The sequence below is a fragment of the Microbacterium sp. TS-1 genome (genome assembly GCF_000509385.1).
Lineage (GTDB): Bacteria > Actinomycetota > Actinomycetes > Actinomycetales > Microbacteriaceae > Microbacterium > Microbacterium arborescens.
This window is the reverse complement of record NZ_BASQ01000001.1, coordinates 1,701,756-1,719,423: the sequence shown is the minus strand read 5'-3', so window position 1 is coordinate 1,719,423 and position 17,668 is coordinate 1,701,756. Positions and strand designations below refer to the sequence as shown.

The window sequence follows — 17,668 nt, the reverse complement described above, 5'->3', positions numbered from 1 at the left end:
AGTTCGCTCGTGGTTTCACGCCGCACCGGACTGCTGGCCCTCCCCGGGCTGGCGCTCCTGCTGGCGGGGTTCCTCATCCCGTCGATCGCGATGCTGTTCGCCCCGCCCGGCGTCAGCCCCGTCGACATCCTCGAGCGTCTCGGCAGGATGCTGACCGACCCGTTCGATCTCGCGATCATCGGGCGCACCGTCGGGCTCGGCCTCATCGTCACGGTGATCTGCATCGTGCTGGGGTTCCCGATCGCCTATCTGCTCGCCCGCTCGACCTCGCGCTGGTCGGGTGTGCTGCTCGCCCTCGCGATCTTCCCGCTGCTGCTGAGCAACGTCGTCCGCACCTTCGGCTGGCTCGTGCTGCTGGGCTCCAACGGGGCGATCGGGCAGCTCCTCACCGGACTCGGGCTCGTCGACCGGGCGCCGCAGCTGCTCTACACCGAGCTCGCGATCGTACTGGGCCTCACCCAGCTCTTCCTGCCGCTCGCCATCATCTCCTGCTACTCCGCCGTCGCGCAGGTCGATCCCGGACTCGACGACGCAGCGCGCGGTCTCGGCGCGAGCCGCACCCGCACGTTCTGGGGCATCGTCGTGCCGCTCTCGGCGCCGGGCATGGTCGTCGCGTCGACCCTCGTCTTCGCGGGCAGCGTCACCGCCTACACGACCCCCTACCTGCTCGGCGGATCGAGCCAGCGGATGCTGTCGACCCAGCTCTACTCGTACTCGAGCGTGACGATCGACTGGGCGGCGGCCAGCGCGACGGCCATCATCATGACGGTCCTCGTCTTCGCCGTGTCGGGCTTGTCGGCCGTCGCCGGACGACGGGGGGCCACCGCGTGAAGACGAGTCGTCCCGTCGCGGCATCCCTCGCCGTCGCCGGCTACATCATCATGATCGTGCCGATCCTGTTCGTGGTCGCCACGGCGTTCACGGGCGGACGCACCCTGCGCTTCCCGCCCGAGGGCTTCTCGCTGCAGTGGTTCGAGGCGGCGCTGAACTACGACCCGTTCATCAGCGCGCTGCTGTCGAGCCTCCAGCTCGCCCTCATCGCGACGGTGCTCGCGCTGCTCATCGGCGTTCCGGTGACGCTGGCGATCCACCGCGGCCGGCTGCCCGGCAAGGGACTCGTCGAGGGCCTGTTCCTCTCGCCGCTCATCGTCCCCGAGCTCGTCGTCGGACTCGCCCTCTACCAGCAGCTGATGATCGGCCTGCGGCTCGACAACTTCCCGGTGCTGCTCATCGGCCACACCGTGCTGATGCTGCCCTATGCGGTGCGCGTCACCGGGGCGTCGCTCGCGCTCGCCGACCCGGGCATCGAGGAGGCTGCCCGCGGCCTCGGCGCCTCGCCGCTTCGCGCCTTCTTCTCCGTGACCCTGCCGCTGCTGCGACCCGGCATCTTCTCGGCGGGGCTGCTGAGCTTCGTCACCTCGTTCAACAACGTGCCGCTGTCGCTGCTGCTGCAGAGCCGTGACTTCCGCACGCTCCCCGTCACCATGCTCGACTACGTCCAGCAGAGCTACGACCCGATGGTCGCGGCCACGAGCACCATCATCCTCGCGGGCACCGTCGTCATCGCCGTCATCGCCGAGCGCACTGTCGGCTTCGCCCGCATCTTCGGAGGGATCAACCGATGACCACCGCAGCAGAGTTCGTCGGGGTGACCCAGCGCTTCGGCGACTTCACCGCCGTCGACGACATCGACCTCGCCATCCCCTCGGGGCAGCTCACGACGCTGCTCGGGCCGAGCGGATGCGGCAAGACCACCTCGTTGCGGATGCTCGCGGGCTACACGCAGCCCACCTCGGGCCGCATCATGATCGCGGGCGCCGATGCGACCCGCACCCCGCCCGAGCGGCGCGGGCTCGGCATGGTGTTCCAGTCGTACGCCCTGTTCCCGCACATGAGCGTGGCCGAGAACGTCGGATACGGTCTGAAGCTGCGCAAGGTCCCGGCAGCGGAGCGCCGCCGCCGGGTCGAGGAGTCGCTCGACCTCGTCGGCCTCGGCCACCTCGCGGCCAGCCGGCCCAAGAAGCTCTCGGGCGGGCAGCAGCAGCGCGTGGCTCTCGCCCGCGCCATCGCCATCCGCCCGACCCTGCTGCTGCTCGACGAGCCGCTGTCGAACCTCGACGCGCGCCTGCGCGTGCAGATGCGCGCCGAGATCCGCCGCATCCAGTCCGAGACCGGCCTGACCGTCGTGCTCGTCACGCACGACCAGGACGAGGCTCTGGAGATGTCGGACCGCATGGTCCTCATGCGCGACGGCCGCATCATGCAGGAGGGCGCACCGTCGGAGGTGTTCACCGCCCCCGCGAACCGTTTCGTCGCGGAGTTCCTCGGCTACGAGAACTTCCTCGCCGCGGCGGACGGGACGCTCACGACCGTGCGCCCCGAGCATCTCGCTCTCGGACTCCCCGCCGACGGCACCGGGCTCGCGCTCGACGGAGTCGTGCTCGACGTCGCCTACCGCGGGGTCGACCGTCTCGTCACGGTCGAGACCGCCGACGCCACCGGCGCGGCCGTGCGTCTCATCGCCGACGTTCGCGACGAGGCCGTTGCCGCCCGCCCGGGCGACCGGGTCACCGTCACCGCTCCCACCGCCCGTCTCATCCGTCTCGCGGCCTGACCTCCGCAGACATCCCGCTCCACACGTTCCACCCGCACCCGCACCAGCACCAGCACCCGCGCCCCTGCGGCCCGCCCGCAGAGCTCCGAGAGGAACCCGCATGATCCGCACCCGCACCAGCCGCGTCCTCGCGGCATCCGCCGCCGTCGCCGCCACGGCCCTCGTCGTCACCGGCTGCTCCGGCGGCTCGGGAGACTCCGGTGACGACGCCTCGAGCGACTCGATCGTCGTCAGCGCGTTCCCGTTCGGGGTCGAGCAGTTCCAGGAGGCGATCGTCGACCCCTTCACCGAGAAGACGGGCATCACGGTCGAGATCGAGACCGGCTCGAACGCCGACCGCCTGTCGCAGCTGCAGCTCGCCGGTGGTGACGCCGGTATCGACGTCATGCTGATCTCCGACACGTTCGCGGCATCCGGTCAGGAGCAGGACCTGTTCCAGGACTTCGACGAATCCGACGTCCCCAACCTCGCGAAGATCGCCGACTTCGCCGTCGAGGAGGGCTACGACGGGCCGGCCTACAGCTACCAGCTCAACGGCACGCTCTACAACACCGATGAACTGGATGCCGCGCAGGCGGCGGACTGGTCGCTCTACGCCGACTCCGCCTACAGCGGCCGCCTCGCCTTCCCCGACATCGCGGTGACGGCCGGACAGCTCGCGGTCTCGGGCGTCGCGTCGACCTTCGGCGACGGCCCCTACGACATCGACAGCGCCTACACGACGATCGGCGGATGGGCTCCGAACATCCTGCAGTTCTACTCGTCGTCGACCGAGGTCACCAACCTCCTCACGCAGGGCGAGATCGTCGCGGCCGACGCCCTCAGCGGCTTCGCCACGACGCTCATCGCATCCGGCGAGCCCGTCGCGTGGACCGCGCCCGCCGAGGGCCGTTACATGGCGACCAACCGCGCCATGATCCCCAGCGGCGCGAAGAACCTCGAGGGCGCGTACGCCTTCATCGACTACCTGCTCTCGGTCGAGGCGCAGACGGCATCGGCCGAGATCGTCGGCGACCTGCCCGTCGCCCTCGACGCGACGATCCCCGCCGAGATCACCGCCGTCGTCGGCGACATCGCCGCCGACCCGATCGCGGCGGGCTACGCCACGCTCGACCCGGCCGAGATCGTCCCGAACCGTGCGCAGTGGGTCGAGCGGTTCGCGCGCGAGGTCGCCTCGCGCTGATCCAGACCGCCCGGCCGTCGAGCACCCCCCATCCTCGGCGGCCGGGCTTCTTCCCGCGGTTCTCCGACCGCATCGCTTCACGACGCACGAACGGCACCATGACCTCCGCAGCATCCCTCCCCGCCGAGTACCTTCAGCGCCTGCCGAAGGCCGACCTGCACTGCCACCTCATCGGCACCGTGCGCGCGTCGACGTTCGCGGAGCTCGCCCGCCGGGAGTCGCTCGAGCTGCCCGCCGACCCCGAGCGCATCTTCGCCGACATCAACTCGCTGCCGCCCGACCCGGCGCTGTACCGCGACACGCGCATCCCGGTTCCGCAGCAGCGCGCCGCCGACGAGCCCGAGGTGTCGTACTCGCTCTTCCAGGTGTCGAACTGGGTGGTCGAGGTGCTTCGGGATGCCGGCGACCTGACCCGCATCGTGTACGAGGCCTTCGAGGACGCCCACCGTCGCAGCGGCACCCGTCACCTCGAGCTCTTCTTCGACGCGCTGCCGCCGCACCTCGAGTCGCTCGGATATCTCGGGGCCGTCGAGGCGTACGCCGAGGGCATCCGGATGGCCGAGCGCGACTTCGGCATGACCGGGCTGATGATCCAGGGCATCGACCGCAGCCGCAGCGGCGAGGAGGCGCTCGCGGTCGTCCGGCGCGTCGTCGACAACCCGCATCCGTACGTCGCGGGCATCGGCCTCGACAACCTCGAGACCGCCGGTCCGCCCGAGCGTTTCGTCGACGCCTATCGCCTCGCCGGCGAGGCCGGGCTCGGCCGTACCGCGCACTCGTCGGAGCACGCCCCGACCGCCGTCAACACGATCACGTGCCTCGACCTGCTCGGCTGCGACCGTATCGACCACGGCTACTACGTGCTCGAAGACGACGCCGTCGTCGAGCGGATGCGCGAGGACCAGGTCGCGTTCACCGTGGCCTCGACCACGTCGCGTCGCTCGTGGCGGCCCTGGCGTCGCGCGTCGATCGCCGCGATGCTGGAGGCCGGACTCAACGTCATCCCGTGCTCCGACGACCCGGGCATGTTCCCCACGACTCTCGCCGCCGAGTACGGGATCGTCGCGGACCAGATCGGCGCCACCCACGAGCAGGTCCGCCGCATGGCGATCTCGTCGTTCGAGGCATCCTGGCTCCCCGCCGAGCAGCGCGCCCGTCGCGTCGCCGAGATCACCCGCGAGATCGACGCCCTCGACGCCGAGTTCGCGCTCTCGGTCTGAGCCCGCGCGCGGCGCCGCGGCGCCCGCCGAGCCCGCCGAGAACGCACCGTCGCCGCGAGAAAGCATGGTCAAGGGTGCGTTCTCGCGGCGAGCGTGCGCTCTCGGCGGGGTGGCCCGCGCCGGGCGGTGTGCACCGTCGCGTCGCCGAGGTCACCGCCGAGATCGACGCGCACGACGCTGAGTTCGGGCTCTGTGCCCGCCGAGAACGCACCGTCGCCGCGAGAAAGCATGGTCAAGGGTGCGTTCTCGCGGCGAGCGTGCGTTCTCGGCGGCCGGACCGGGCCGGGTCAGCGCCGGATGCCGGGGTGAGCCGGATGCTGCGGGTCAGCGACCGCCGCGGCGGCCGGCGCTGTTCTGGCGCACGACCGAGCCGACCATGAGCTTGCCGCCCGCGGCGCCGCCGTTCGACGAGGCGCGACGGCCGGTGCGGCGCGGGTTGCCCGCGGGAGCGGCATCGCGCGTCTCGCGGGGTGCTCGGTCGGCGGTCTGGCCGCCGCGCGCGGACTGCTGTCCACCACGGCTCTGCTGCGCGTCGCGCTGACCCCCCGAGCGTGCGCCCTGGCCGTCGCGACCACCGGCAGCGCCCTGACCAGCGCCCTGACCCTGACCGCGTCCGCCGCGACCGCGGCCACCGCCGGAGCGACCACCGCCGTTCGACGAACCGCCCTCGCGAGCATCGCGTGCGGCGCGCTTGCGCTGGGCGTTGGCGCCCTGGCTCGTGCCGCGGGGTGCGACCTCGACGGGGGCCGGAGCCACGTACGGCGCGACCTTTCCGACGAGGGCGACGACCTCGGGCGACTCGGCCGTGACCGTGACCGGGGTGACGGCGATGGCGGCCTTGCGGAGCAGATCCTTGACGTCGCGCTCCTGGCCCGGCATCACGAGGGTGACGACGGCGCCCTCGGCGCCCGCGCGGGCGGTGCGACCCGAGCGATGCAGGTACGCCTTGTGCTCCATGGGCGGGTCGACGTGGACGACCAGCTCGACGTCGTCGACGTGCACACCGCGCGCGGCGACATCCGTCGCGACGAGCACCTTCGCGGTGCCCGACGAGAACGCCGCGAGGTTGCGGTCGCGCTGCGGCTGCGAGAGGTTGCCGTGCAGGTCGACCGAGGGGATTCCCTGCGAGGTCAGCTGCTTGGCGAGCTTCTTCGCCGCGTGCTTGGTGCGGGTGAAGAGGATGCGGCGGCCCATGCCCGAGGCGAGCGCCTTGACGACATCCTTCTTCTCCTCGGCCCCGGCGAGGTGGAACACGTGGTGGGTCATCGCCGCGACGGGCGAGTGCGCCTCGTCGACGGAGTGCAGCACCTCGTTCTGCAGGAATCGCTTGACGAGCTTGTCCACGCCGTTGTCCAGCGTCGCGCTGAACAGCATCCGCTGCCCGTCGCGCGGCGTCTTGTCGAGGATGCGGGTGACGGCGGGGAGGAAGCCGAGGTCGGCCATGTGGTCGGCCTCGTCGATCACCGTGATCTCGACCGAGTCGAGGGTCAGGTGGCGCTGCTGCAGCAGGTCTTCGAGGCGGCCCGGGCAGGCGACGACGATGTCGACGCCGGCGTTGAGCGCCTGCACCTGACGGTTCTGGTTGACGCCGCCGAAGATGGTGGTCGTCTTCATGCCGTAGGCCGCCGCGAGGGGCTCGAGGGTCGCGTTGATCTGCGTCGCGAGCTCGCGGGTGGGGGCGAGGACGAGGCCCAGGATGCGGGTCGCCCGGCGGCTGCCGCCGGCCAGCTCGCCGCCGAGGCGCGCGGCCATCGGGATCGAGAAGGCGAGCGTCTTGCCCGAGCCGGTCTTGCCGCGACCGAGCACGTCGCGTCCGGCGAGCGTGTCGGGCAGGGTGTCGACCTGGATCGGGAAGGCGGTGGTCTTGCCGTCCTTCGCGAGGGCTTCGACGAGGGGAGCGGGCACGCCGAGCGTGCGGAAAGTGGTGTCAGTCATGAGGGAGCGTTTCTCCGGGCGCACGTCGGCGCCCTGATCGGTGGCCCGGATGCGGGTGCGCATGCGGGGTCGCCGTACGAAAGAGTCCGCGGGATGCCGGTCGTGACCCGGTGGGGCGGAAGGCGTTCTACGACGCGTGCGGCGCGAGCGCGCCACAAGAACCCTCAGCCTATCAGTGCTCGCCTGTCCGTCGGCCCGGCCCCGCCCGGCCCCGGCCCCGGGCTGAGGCCCGCGTGCCGCGATGCAAGGGATTCGGCCCGACACCCCGGCCGAACGGCATCCGCCGCGGGGTGTCGGCCCGGATGTCTTGCATCCGCGCCCGGCGCAGAGAGCGCCGCGCGCGGGTCAGATGAGCGAGAGCTCGCGCAGCTTGGCTGCGACGTCGTCGTTGCTCGGCTCGACGTGGTGCGTCGCGTCGGGGTAGACCACCACGGGGATCTGCGTGCGGCCCGAGATCTCACGCGCGACATCGGCTGCGGCGGGCTCCGCCTCGAGGTCGATGTAGGTGTAGTCGACACCGAGCTCGTCGAGCTGAGCCTTCGTGCGGCGGCAGTCGCGGCACCAGTCGGCGCCGAACATCGTGATCGTGTCGGTGGAAGCGGTCATGCCTCCAGGGTACGTCCGCTCAGTACTCGGCGGCGCGGGCGCGCTCGGGGGCGGCCTCGAGCACTGCCGGCACCCGCTGGCTCTTGGGCGCGTAGACGACGAGCGCATGGAACACGAAGCGCACGACGAACGCCGCGATCAGGGTCAGTCCGGCGGCGATGACGCTCGGGATGTGCGCGTTCTCGACGAGCACCCACAGCACCGGGATCCGGATGATCGCCTCGGCGTTGTTGAACGCGAACGATTTCACGAACCGCTGCGTCATACTGCCCGATTCCGAGCGCATGTCGGAGAAGACGAGGTATTCCAGCAGCAGGAAGTTGCCGATGATCGTGATCTCACTGGCGATGATGGATGCCGGCAGGTAGTCCATCCCCAGTCGGATGAGACCCCACATGATCACGAGGTTCGCGATCGCGCCGACACCGCCGACGAGGGCGAACGCCGACATCCGTCCGAAGCGGAGCATGAGCAGCTGCGTGAGGAACCGGATGCCCTGCGTGAAGGTCGCCTTGGACGAGCCGGCGTATCGCGGCGCGAAGGCGAACGGCACTTCGGCGACGCGCATGTGGCGGCGCGCGAGGATCTCGAGCAGGATCTTGAAGCCTCGCGGACGCAGCGCGTCGATGTCGATCGTGTCGCGGTCGACGAGGAAGAACCCGGTCATCGGGTCGCTGCACTCACCGAGCTTCCGCGGGAACATCGCCTTGGTCAGCAGCGTCGACGCGCGCGAGACGGTCGTTCGCGTGGCGTCGGCGAGCCCCTTGGAGTCACCGCCGGCGATGTAGCGCGAGGCCACGACGATGTCCACGTCGCCGCGGTCGGCTCGTGCGAGCAGCCGCGGGATGTCCTCGGGCGGATGCTGCAGGTCGCCGTCCATCACGAGACACCACGACGAGTTCGCGGTGCGGATGCCTTCGACCACGGCCCCGCCGAGTCCCGCGACCGGCTCGTCGCGGTGGACCAGGCGCACCGGGAAGTCGGCGGTCTTCGCCGCCCGCTCGATGATCGCGGGGGTGTCGTCGGTCGAGTCGTCGACGAAGACGACCTCGATCATCCGGTCATCGACCGCGTCACCGATCCGCCGCAGCAGCTCCACGACGTTCGGACCCTCGTTGAAGGTCGGGACGACGATCGTCAGATCCATGGAGCGCTCGCAAGTCGAAACGGACGGGGGAATTCACACAGTACTGAGGATTCATATGCGTACAAGCGGTTGACTCTTTGGATATCGCCTGAGATTCACCCGATGGCCTTCTTGATGTCATCCACGGTCATCCCGTAGTTGACCCGCACCACCGGCAGGGCCAGCTTGTCGGTTCCGATCGAGACGTAGCCGGGCTCGATGGTGCGAGCCATCTCGAAGCCCGCGTCGGCGACCGCTTGCTTGGCGGCGTCGTTGTAGTGGCCGAACGGGTAGGCGACGACTTCCTTCGTTCCGCCGAGCACGCTCGCCGAGGTGTCGAGGTCGGCGACGATCTCGTCATGCGTCCAGGTGACGATGCGGCCCTTGCCGTCGGCGCCTGCGGCGTGCATGTCGTGGGTGTGCGAGCGCTTGAGCACGTACGACGTGAGCTCGGGGCCGGACCCGTTGACGGTGATCACGAAGGATGTCGTCATCACGCGGTACTTCTCCACCAGCGGCACGGCGAGCTCGAGCCACGACGGATCGGCGTCGTCGTCGGTGACGATCACCGAGTGGTCGGGCAGGAAGAGCCTGCCGTCGATGAAAGCGCTCAGCTCCGGCCACGTCGGCAGGTAGAACTGCTGCTCGGAGATGTACCGCAGGTGGGCTTCCCAGTCCCCGACGTAGGCGTAGTTGCCGCGCAGCCACCCCGACTCGCCTTCCGGCTTGGTCGTGAACTGGTGGTACATCAGGATCGGGATGCGCGTCTTCGCGGCGGTGTTGTCGGCGGCGCTCATCCACGCGGCGTGCACCGTGCGCTGCTGGGCGTCGCAGGCGACGGCATCCGCACCGTTGAGCCGGCCGGGGATGGACAGCGCAGCGGCATCCTCGGCGGTGTCGTACCAGCCGGCGAACACCATGCCCTCGCGCGAGGGGATCGGAAGCGAGGCGTAGGGCTTCCCCTGCGTCTCGAGGACGGGGGCGATGTCGATCGCGTCGCCCGTGAACGACACGGCGCACGCGTTCGGGTCGTTCGCGTCGGCGACGAGCTGTTCCGCCGGTGACAGAGGTTCGGGCGTCGGCGTCTCGGCATCGGGCGTGGGGCTGCCCGCGGATGCCGCCGGGTCGGGCGTCGTGCTCGCGCGCTGCATCGCATCGACGGCGAACCACCCGCCGACCGCGGCGGCGAGAAGGACTCCGGCGACCGCAGCGCCGATGCCGATCGCCCGGCGCTTGCGGCGTCCCCGCGCGTTCGAGCGTCGCGTTGCGGCCATCGTTACTCCCCCTGTGGTGCCCGGTGCGTCCGTCGAATCCTAGGGTGCGCGGCTGAGGACGCGCGGCCGATGCGACACCCGCTCCCGCTGCCCGAGAAGTCGGGTGCGCGGGCGCTCCAGGCTGGTGCTACAGTGACCTCACTACGACCACAGGGCGTAACCGACTAGTCGGGCGGAACCTGAGATCGTCACCGGATTCTTCGTGAGTCCGACGACGACCTCAGGTTTTTTTGTTGCCCGAAAACGAGCAGGAGGTCACTGATGACCGCATCGACACCACCCGCGCCGCCGCACGACCGCGACGCGATCTCGAGCGAGATCCTCGAGGCGATCGGGGGCGCCGGCAATGTGCGACGCGCCTGGCACTGCATCACCCGGCTCCGCTTCGACCTCGTCGACAACGGTCGCGCCGACCTCGACGCCATCCGCCGTTCCGGTGTCGCCGGTGCGCAGTTCAGCGGGGAGCAGCTGCAGGTGATCGTCGGCACCGACGTCGCGGCGCAGTACGCGTCGCTGTCGCGCCTGCTCGAGGGCGCGTCCGCAGCCGCGGCACCCGCCCCGGCCGAGGCGCCCGCCGCGGCCGCATCCCGATTCTCGCCGCGCCGCCTCGTCAATCTGCTTTTCGAGACGCTGTCGGGGATCTTCACCCCGATCCTTCCCGCGATCGTCGGTGCCGGTCTGCTGAAGGGGCTCGTCGCCATTGCCACCCAGGCGGGCTGGCTCTCGGCGGGCAGCGATCCGCACCAGCTGTTCACGCTCATCGCCGATGGCGCCTTCGTCTTCCTGCCCTTCCTCGTCGCGGCATCCGCCGCCCGCCGGTTCGACACCGACCTGTCGCTCGCGCTCTCGGTGCCCGCCGCGCTGATGTATCCGACGATCGTCGCGGGCGCCGGCGCGATCGCGGACGGGGGCCCCGCGGGACTCGACCTCTACGGCCTCGCCATTCCGTTCGTCGACTACGCGAACTCGGTGATCCCTGCCATCCTCGGCGTCTACGCCCTGTCGACGGTGCACCGCCTGATCGACCGGGTCGTGCCGGCGGTGCTCAAGATCGTCGTCACCCCCGTGCTCACGCTCCTCATCGTCATCCCGCTCACGCTCATCGCGCTCGCGCCGCTCGGGCACTACGCGGGCGTGTACGTCAGCGACGCCGCGGTGTGGCTCATGCAGAACGGCGGCGTCTTCGCCGGGATGCTGCTCGGCGGTCTCATGCCGCTCATCGTGATCACCGGGATGCACTACGCCTTCTTCCCGACCACCTTCCAGTCGCTCGCGACACGCGGATACGACGTCATCCTGCTGCCGTTCAACCTCGTGGCCAACTTGGCGACGGCCGGTGCGACGATCGCCGTCGCGATCCGGGTGCGCAGGATGCGCGCTCTGGCGCTGTCGACGGGGCTCACCGCCTTCCTCGGCATCACCGAGCCCGCGATCTACGGCGTGACGCTGCGCCTCAAGCGCCCCTTCTTCTTCACCCTCGCCGGCGGCGCGGCGGGCGGTGCCTACGCTGGCCTGTTCGCACTGAAGACGTACGGCTTCGCGGTGCCCGGACTCGCGTCGCTGCCGCTGTACGTCGCGCCCGACGGCTCGGCCAACCTGATGCACGCCGGCATCGCGATCGCGCTGTCGTTCACCGTCGCCTTCGTCCTCACCCTTCTCTTCGTCGAGCCGCGCCGCCGGACCCCGCGCACCGACGGGGCGGAGGCCGGTGCCGCGTCGTCTCGCCGCGCGCCGAACTCGTCGCCGCGATCCGGGGGAGCGTGGGATGCCACGATCGCGGTCGCCCCGCTCGCCGGACGCGTCATGCCGCTGTCGGCCGTCCCCGATCCGACGTTCGCCGACGGGCTGATGGGCCCCGGGGTCGCCATCGCGCCCCGCGGCACCGAGGTCGTCGCGCCCTTCGACGGGACGGTCGAAGCGATCGCCGCGACACGGCACGCCATCGGCCTGCGCGACGAGCGCGGCACCGAGATCCTCATCCATGTCGGCATCGACACCGTGACGCTCCCCGAGGGAGCCTTCACGGTCCATGTGGAGCAGGGGCAGCGCGTGCTCGCCGGTGATCGCCTCCTGTCGTTCGACACCGCCGTCATCGAGGCCGCGGGGCTGAGTCCCATCACGCCCGTCGTCGTGACGAACGCGGGATCGGCCGGCGACATGTCGCCCCTCGTCGAGCCGAACGGAACCGACGTCGACGCCGGTGAGCCCCTCTTCGCCGTCACGCCCGCGCGGCGTGATCTTCCGGCCACCCAGACCCATTCCCGAGAACAAGGAGAGAACTGAGATGACAACCTCAGCCGCATTCCCCGCCGACTTCCTCTGGGGCGGCGCGACCGCCGCGAACCAGATCGAGGGCGCTGCTCAAGAAGGGGGCAAGGGTCTGTCGACCTCCGACTTCGCCCGCTTCGTCCCGCCGATGGCGGACGGCAGCGTCATCGACTTCACGTTCGACGCGACCTCGCACCAGGTCGAAGCCGCGCTCGTCGGCGAGGACGACCCCCAGACGCTCTACCCGAAGCGTCACGGCATCGACTTCTACCACCGCTTCCGCGACGACATCGCGCTGTTCGGCGAGCTGGGCTTCGGAGTGTTCCGGATGTCGATCTCCTGGGCGCGGATCTTCCCGACCGGCTTCGAGGAGGAGCCGAACGAGGAAGGCCTCGCCTTCTACGACCAGGTGTTCGACGAGCTGCTCGCCCGCGGCATCCGGCCCCTGGTCACCCTGTCGCACTACGAGATGCCCATCGAGATCTCGCGACGGCTCGACGGCTGGCTGAGCCGCGAGACGATCGGGCTGTTCGAGCGCTTCGCCCGTACGGTGTTCGAGCGCTACGCCGACAAGGTGAAGATGTGGATCACGTTCAACGAGATGAACATGAACCTCACGAGCGTCTACACGGGAGCGGGCGTCTTCCCCGACCGCGTCGCCGGGCGCGAACTGCAGGCGGCCTACCAGGCCACCCACCACCAGTTCCTCGCCGCGGCGAAGGTCGTCGCGATGGGACACGAGATGATGCCCGACGCCCAGATCGGATGCATGATCTGCCGCCTCGAGACGTACGCGGCCACCTGCAAGCCCGAAGACGTCATGCGGGCGACGCACGAGGACAACCTCAACCTCTTCTACCCGGACGTGCAGGTGCGCGGCGAGTACCCGACCTACATGAACCGCTACTTCGCCGAGAAGGGCATCGAGATCGACACCGACCCCGGTGACGACGACATCCTGCGTGCCGGCACCGCGGACTTCATCTCGATCAGCTACTACATGACGTACCTCGCCGAGGACCGCCCGGATGCCGATGACATCTCGGGCAGTCTCGTGAGCAAGCTGAAGAACCCGTACCTCGAGCTCAGCGCCTGGGGCTGGCCCGTCGACCCCGTGGGGCTCCGCATCGCGCTGAACAAGCTGTGGGGTCGGTACGGCAAGCCGCTGTACGTCGTAGAGAACGGCCTGGGTGCCGTCGACACGGTCGCCGAGGACGGCGCGATCCACGACGACTACCGCATCGACTACCTGCGCAAGCACCTCTTGCAGGTGCGCGAGGCGATCGCCGACGGCGTCGATGTGCGCGGTTACACCTGGTGGGGGCCCATCGATCTCGTCAGCTGCTCCACCTCGCAGATGACCAAGCGGTACGGCTTCATCCACGTCGACCAGGACGACTACGGGCGCGGTACGCTCGCCCGGACGAAGAAGGACTCCTTCGCCTGGTACCAGCGGGTGATCGCCACCAACGGCGCCGCACTCGATTCCGACGACTGATCACCACGACGAGCGAGACCCGACATGCTCACTGTTCACAAGGTGCTGAACAACAACGTCATCCTGTGCGCGGATGAGCACGGTCAGGAGTACGTCGCCACGGGGCGCGGAATCGCGTTCCTGCTGCCGGTCGGAGGGGTGGTGGATCCCTCGAAGGTCCACCGCCTCTTCGTCAGCACCGACAGCGAGCACGGTGTGCGTCTGGCGTCGCGCATCGCCGCGCTTCCGCCGGCAGACGTCGAACTCGCCATCGTCGTGGCCGAGGCCGCGGGCGGCGAGTTCGGGGCGCACATCGTCGACCGGCTCGTCGTCCCGCTCGCCGACCATCTCGGCGCCGCGTTGCAGCGACAGCGGGCCGGCATCGGGATCGACTACCCGCTGCAATGGGAGACGCGAGCGTTCCACCCCCGGCAGGTCGAGTTCGGACGGCGGGCGGTGGACATCGTCGAGGAGCAGACGGGGGAGCGTCTGCCCGACATCGAGGCCGTCCCCATCGCCCTGCACGTCGTCAACGCGGAGCTCGGAACCGATTCGGTCATGGACACCATGGACATGACCGGCACGATCGCGTCGTGCATCGCGCTCGTGCGCGGTGAGCTGGGACTCGACGGCGCGGCATCCGATCACGCCACGGCGCGGTTCGCCAGCCATCTGATCCACCTGCTGGCACGCCAGCGCGCGGGCAAGCGGCCCGTCGACGAACTGGCGCCGTTCCTCGTCCCCTTCGCCGCTGAGCATCCCCGCGAGTACGCGTGTGCGCGGAAGGTCGCGGCCGAGATCTCGCGGGCAGGCGAGCCGGACATCGACGAGGAAGAGGTGCTTCTGCTCACCCTGCATATCGTCCGGCTCGCGCTCGATGCGAAGAACGGCTGACCCTTCGCAACCCCCTTCATGCCGCTGCCGCGCGGCCGGTAAGCCTGATGCATGACCTCGTACGCAGCTCTCGCGGATTCGGGCCGGGTGCGCGTCGGCATCTCCGGGTGGCGGTACGCCGGGTGGCGGGGTGACTTCTACCCCACGGGCCTCGCTCAGCGGCGCGAGCTCGAATACGTGGGCGAGCGGATGTCGACGGCCGAGCTGAACGGGTCGTTCTATTCGCTGCAGCGCCCGTCGAGCTATCAACGGTGGCGGAGCGAGGTGCCCGAGTCGTTCGTCTTCGCGGTGAAGGGCTCGCGCTATGTCACGCACATGCTGCGCCTGCGGGGTGTCGAGACGGCGCTGGCGAACTTCCTCGCCTCGGGAGTGCTCGCGCTCGGGCGGCAGCTCGGCCCCGTGCTCTGGCAGCTGCCCGAACGCGAGGAGTTCGACGCCGACGTGCTCGCAGAGTTCCTCGCCCTCTTGCCGCGGACGACCGGCGAGGCGCTTGCGCTCGCCGAGCGGCACGACGAGCGCCTCGACGGGCGTGCCTGGCTCGAGATCGAGGACGACCGTCCGATCCGACACGCTCTCGAGCCTCGGTCGGCCGGGTTCGGGTCGGATGCCGCGCTCGCGCTGCTGCGTTCGCACGACACCGCTCTCGTGGTGGCCGACACCGCCGGACGCTTCCCGCGGTTCGAGGAGGTCACGACAGCGGGGCACGTGTACGTCCGGCTGCACGGCGCGACCGATTTGTACGCCAGCGGGTACACCGATGCCGAGCTCGACGAGTGGGCGGACCGCATCCGAGGATGGGCCGACGGATCGGCGGCATCCGACGGTCGTCCGCGCGACGTGTGGGTGTACTTCGACAACGACGCGCGGGGGAGGGCGCCGCACGACGCCGTCGCTCTCGCCCGACGGTGCGATACGGCGTTTACGCTCGACGGGTGACCGATCGGGATCGCGCGTGAGCGCGCAGCCGGCACCGTGGGTCTGCCCGACCTGCGGCGATCCGCTGCGCTTCGAGATCCTCGACGACGAGGCGTTCCTCGTGGCGTGGTCGTGCCTGAACTGCGGACTCGTCCGGGTTACCGAGCCGGCGTGAGCCCGGGGTGCCTCCGTACCTCGGCCAAGGTGCAGAGGTATCTGCTCGACGCCGTCGGCCCCGGGTCGTAGGGTCGCTGACATGTGCGGGCGATTCGCGAACGACGCCAAGACGGACGAGCTGATCCGGGAGTACGTCGCCGAGGGCGGCGACCCCGAGGACTGGGTGAAGTCGTGGGCTGGCGCCTACTCGATCGCGCCGACCGAGGATGCTCCGATCGTCCGCGACCGGGGCGAAGGGCGGGTGCTGGAGCTCGTCCGCTGGGACTGGCAGAAGCCGGCGAATCGGCCGCGGGGCGGTCCGCTCATCAACGCGCGGATGGAGAAGCTCGGCCAGGGATTCTGGGCGCCGGCGTTCAGCGCGGCTCGGTGCATCGTTCCGATGCGGGGCTACTTCGAGTGGACCGGCGACAAGACCCCGAAGACCCCGCACTTCCTCCACGGCGACGGCTTGCTCTCGGCTGCCGGGCTCACCTGGTCGATGGAACTCCCGACCGGCGAGAAGACGCGCTGCTTCGTCGTCATCACCCGCGAGGCGCGCGATGCGAGCGGACAGGTGCACGACCGGATGCCGGCGTTCCTGACGCCGGACACGTGGGATGCCTGGCTGACGCCCGAGAAGCTCACCGGCGACCGCAAGGCGGAGACCCTCGCGATGCTCGAGCACACGTCCGGTCAGGTCGCCTCGACGATCCACGAGCACGTTGTCGACCGCAAGGTCAGCAACTCCCGCACGGTCGATCCCGCCGACCCGACGCTGCTCGACCCGGTGGCGTAGCGATAGGCGCCTGGATCTTCATCGTGGGTACCTCGCCTCGCACCTTTGCAGCGCTCGCTGTCATCGTCGGTGGACTGTCGGCGTTCTTCAGTTCTGGTGCGACGCTCCCTCTGTTTCGCGACACCCTCCACTACAACTGCTCGTGGGGCGCCGGCGGGGCATTGGCAGACAGTGGCGAATGGGTCTGCGGCGACGGCCTCGGGTACTTCGGTGTCGCGGTGGGGCTCGGCGGCATGTCGGCATTGCTGCTGCTCGTCGGCCTCGTCGTCGCGGCAGGAGGGCCGTCGCGACGTCGCGCGGTCACGCTCATCGTGTTCGCGTCGGGGTCGGTCGCCTGGATCAGCTGGTGCGGGTTTCATTCCGCCACGGTCTACACCGGGGCTCGCCCTGCCGGCGAGACGGGACTCGGATCATGGGCCGAGGTGCTGGTCCCGGGCCTGAGTCTTTGTGCCATCGGTTTGGTGGTCGGCGCTGCCGGGGTCGCGGTCGGGCGGCGATGTCGCTCGTAGCGGTCACGGTCGGAGCCTGTCTCATGGTCCTCGGCACGACGTTGCAGCTCGGAATCGGGGTGTCGACACTCGCGGCGGCCGGGTTGCTCCTCGCGGCAGGCATCCAGCGGTTCGCATCAGTGTCGGCGGAGCAGTCGTTGTCACTCGAAGCCGTGGTGGCCGCGCCGCCGTTGCGCCGGTGACCGCGCGCCGGTCAGCCTCAGTCGTGTCTTCGCGGGTGTGACTGATCACCGTCTCCCGCTGGCTCCTGACGGTAGTCGTACGCGGGGTCCGACCGCTGCCACAGGAGATACCCGTTGAGCCCCGTCGCGAGGCCGATGAAGTGCAGTGCCGGGTAGACCAGTGCCGGGACATCCGGAAGCACGCCCGCGAAGACGATCGACGCGATGAACGCGGCGCCACTGAATGCGGCCAGCACCACCGCCCACCGGCGCAGGCGCTGCGTGCGGGGACTCTGCGGCTGGAGCGACGCCTTCATGCCTCGACGATAGGTCCTCGCCCGGGCGGCCGGTGCGACGCGCGGCGGTGCCGGGGCAAAGCAAAACCCCCGCCATGTAGAAGCTAGGCGAGGGTTTCTGGGGCCGTTGTAATGACGGTCCGTGTGGCTCCGACGGGCGTCGATCCCGTGACCTCACGATTTTCAGTCGTGCGCTCTACCAACTGAGCTACAGAGCCGCATGGCGTCAGAGATGCCA

Annotated in this window: 19 protein-coding genes and 1 tRNA gene; 13 read left to right on the top strand and 7 right to left on the bottom strand. The window is 69.9% G+C overall.

Annotated elements, in window-relative coordinates:
* The first annotated feature begins 9 nt into the window (after nt 1-9).
* The 5 genes from MTS1_RS08075 to MTS1_RS08055 all read left to right on the top strand — a co-directional run bounded on the left by MTS1_RS08075 (nt 10) and on the right by MTS1_RS08055 (nt 5,017).
* The gene (locus tag MTS1_RS08075) at nt 10-831 is read left to right on the top strand and encodes an ABC transporter permease (protein ID WP_036304705.1); all 822 of its coding nucleotides are present in this window, start codon (nt 10-12) and stop codon (nt 829-831) included.
* Nucleotides 828-1,625: an ABC transporter permease gene (locus tag MTS1_RS08070; protein WP_023952964.1), complete on the top strand. Its 798-nt coding sequence runs from the start codon at nt 828-830 to the stop codon at nt 1,623-1,625. Before MTS1_RS08075 ends, MTS1_RS08070 begins: the two co-directional genes overlap by 4 nt.
* Nucleotides 1,622-2,614, top strand: a complete 993-nt coding sequence (locus MTS1_RS08065; protein ID WP_023952962.1) for an ABC transporter ATP-binding protein — start codon at nt 1,622-1,624, stop codon at nt 2,612-2,614. Before MTS1_RS08070 ends, MTS1_RS08065 begins: the two co-directional genes overlap by 4 nt.
* Before the next feature lie 100 nt (nt 2,615-2,714).
* Nucleotides 2,715-3,797 (top strand): extracellular solute-binding protein, encoded by a 1,083-nt coding sequence (locus MTS1_RS08060; RefSeq protein WP_023952960.1) that lies wholly within the window; start codon nt 2,715-2,717, stop codon nt 3,795-3,797.
* A gap of 98 nt (nt 3,798-3,895) precedes the next feature.
* Complete coding sequence (locus MTS1_RS08055; RefSeq protein ID WP_023952958.1) at nt 3,896-5,017, top strand: adenosine deaminase; 1,122 nt, start codon at nt 3,896-3,898, stop codon at nt 5,015-5,017.
* 68 nt (nt 5,018-5,085) lie between these two features.
* On the opposite strand, the gene MTS1_RS16610 is transcribed toward MTS1_RS08055, so the two are convergent.
* The 5 genes from MTS1_RS16610 to MTS1_RS08035 all read right to left on the bottom strand — a co-directional run bounded on the left by MTS1_RS16610 (nt 5,086) and on the right by MTS1_RS08035 (nt 9,958).
* On the bottom strand, nt 5,086-5,253 hold the full coding sequence (locus MTS1_RS16610) for a hypothetical protein (RefSeq protein WP_158497462.1): 168 nt from the start codon (nt 5,251-5,253) through the stop codon (nt 5,086-5,088).
* 88 nt (nt 5,254-5,341) lie between these two features.
* Entirely contained in the window at nt 5,342-6,952 is a 1,611-nt protein-coding gene (locus MTS1_RS08050) for a DEAD/DEAH box helicase (RefSeq protein ID WP_036305249.1), read from the bottom strand.
* A gap of 345 nt (nt 6,953-7,297) precedes the next feature.
* A complete protein-coding gene (locus MTS1_RS08045) occupies nt 7,298-7,558 on the bottom strand; it encodes a glutaredoxin domain-containing protein (RefSeq protein ID WP_023952954.1) in 261 nt (86 codons plus the stop codon).
* A 19-nt stretch (nt 7,559-7,577) separates the two neighbouring features.
* Complete coding sequence (locus MTS1_RS08040) at nt 7,578-8,705, bottom strand: glycosyltransferase family 2 protein (RefSeq protein ID WP_023952953.1); 1,128 nt, start codon at nt 8,703-8,705, stop codon at nt 7,578-7,580.
* 95 nt (nt 8,706-8,800) lie between these two features.
* A complete protein-coding gene (locus MTS1_RS08035; RefSeq protein ID WP_023952952.1) occupies nt 8,801-9,958 on the bottom strand; it encodes a polysaccharide deacetylase family protein in 1,158 nt (385 codons plus the stop codon).
* 261 nt (nt 9,959-10,219) lie between these two features.
* Between MTS1_RS08035 and MTS1_RS08030 the strand changes: the two genes are divergently transcribed.
* From MTS1_RS08030 to MTS1_RS16605, 8 genes are all read left to right on the top strand, one after another.
* Nucleotides 10,220-12,241 (top strand): glucose PTS transporter subunit IIA, encoded by a 2,022-nt coding sequence (locus MTS1_RS08030; RefSeq protein WP_023952951.1) that lies wholly within the window; start codon nt 10,220-10,222, stop codon nt 12,239-12,241.
* A gap of 1 nt (nt 12,242) precedes the next feature.
* A complete protein-coding gene (locus MTS1_RS08025; protein WP_023952950.1) occupies nt 12,243-13,724 on the top strand; it encodes a glycoside hydrolase family 1 protein in 1,482 nt (493 codons plus the stop codon).
* Between the two features lie 24 nt (nt 13,725-13,748).
* Nucleotides 13,749-14,597, top strand: coding sequence for a PRD domain-containing protein (locus MTS1_RS08020; protein ID WP_023952949.1), 849 nt, complete (start codon nt 13,749-13,751; stop codon nt 14,595-14,597).
* 51 nt (nt 14,598-14,648) lie between these two features.
* Entirely contained in the window at nt 14,649-15,533 is an 885-nt protein-coding gene (locus tag MTS1_RS08015) for a DUF72 domain-containing protein (RefSeq protein ID WP_023952948.1), read from the top strand.
* A 16-nt stretch (nt 15,534-15,549) separates the two neighbouring features.
* A complete protein-coding gene (locus tag MTS1_RS16690; RefSeq protein ID WP_199484999.1) occupies nt 15,550-15,687 on the top strand; it encodes a hypothetical protein in 138 nt (45 codons plus the stop codon).
* Nucleotides 15,688-15,768: 81 nt separating this feature from the next.
* Complete coding sequence (locus tag MTS1_RS08010) at nt 15,769-16,464, top strand: SOS response-associated peptidase (protein WP_023952946.1); 696 nt, start codon at nt 15,769-15,771, stop codon at nt 16,462-16,464.
* A gap of 23 nt (nt 16,465-16,487) precedes the next feature.
* Nucleotides 16,488-16,973 (top strand): hypothetical protein, encoded by a 486-nt coding sequence (locus tag MTS1_RS08005; protein ID WP_023952944.1) that lies wholly within the window; start codon nt 16,488-16,490, stop codon nt 16,971-16,973.
* 23 nt (nt 16,974-16,996) lie between these two features.
* Complete coding sequence (locus MTS1_RS16605) at nt 16,997-17,155, top strand: hypothetical protein (RefSeq protein WP_158497461.1); 159 nt, start codon at nt 16,997-16,999, stop codon at nt 17,153-17,155.
* A gap of 17 nt (nt 17,156-17,172) precedes the next feature.
* Here the strand turns inward: MTS1_RS16605 and MTS1_RS08000 are convergent, their stop codons facing one another.
* Together MTS1_RS08000 and MTS1_RS07995 are read right to left on the bottom strand one after the other, a co-directional pair.
* Nucleotides 17,173-17,451 carry a hypothetical protein gene (locus MTS1_RS08000; RefSeq protein ID WP_023952940.1) on the bottom strand — a complete coding sequence of 93 codons (279 nt, stop codon included), beginning with the start codon at nt 17,449-17,451 and terminating at the stop codon, nt 17,173-17,175.
* 124 nt (nt 17,452-17,575) lie between these two features.
* Nucleotides 17,576-17,648: transfer RNA gene (locus MTS1_RS07995), tRNA-Phe, on the bottom strand.
* Between the last annotated feature and the right edge of the window lie 20 nt (nt 17,649-17,668).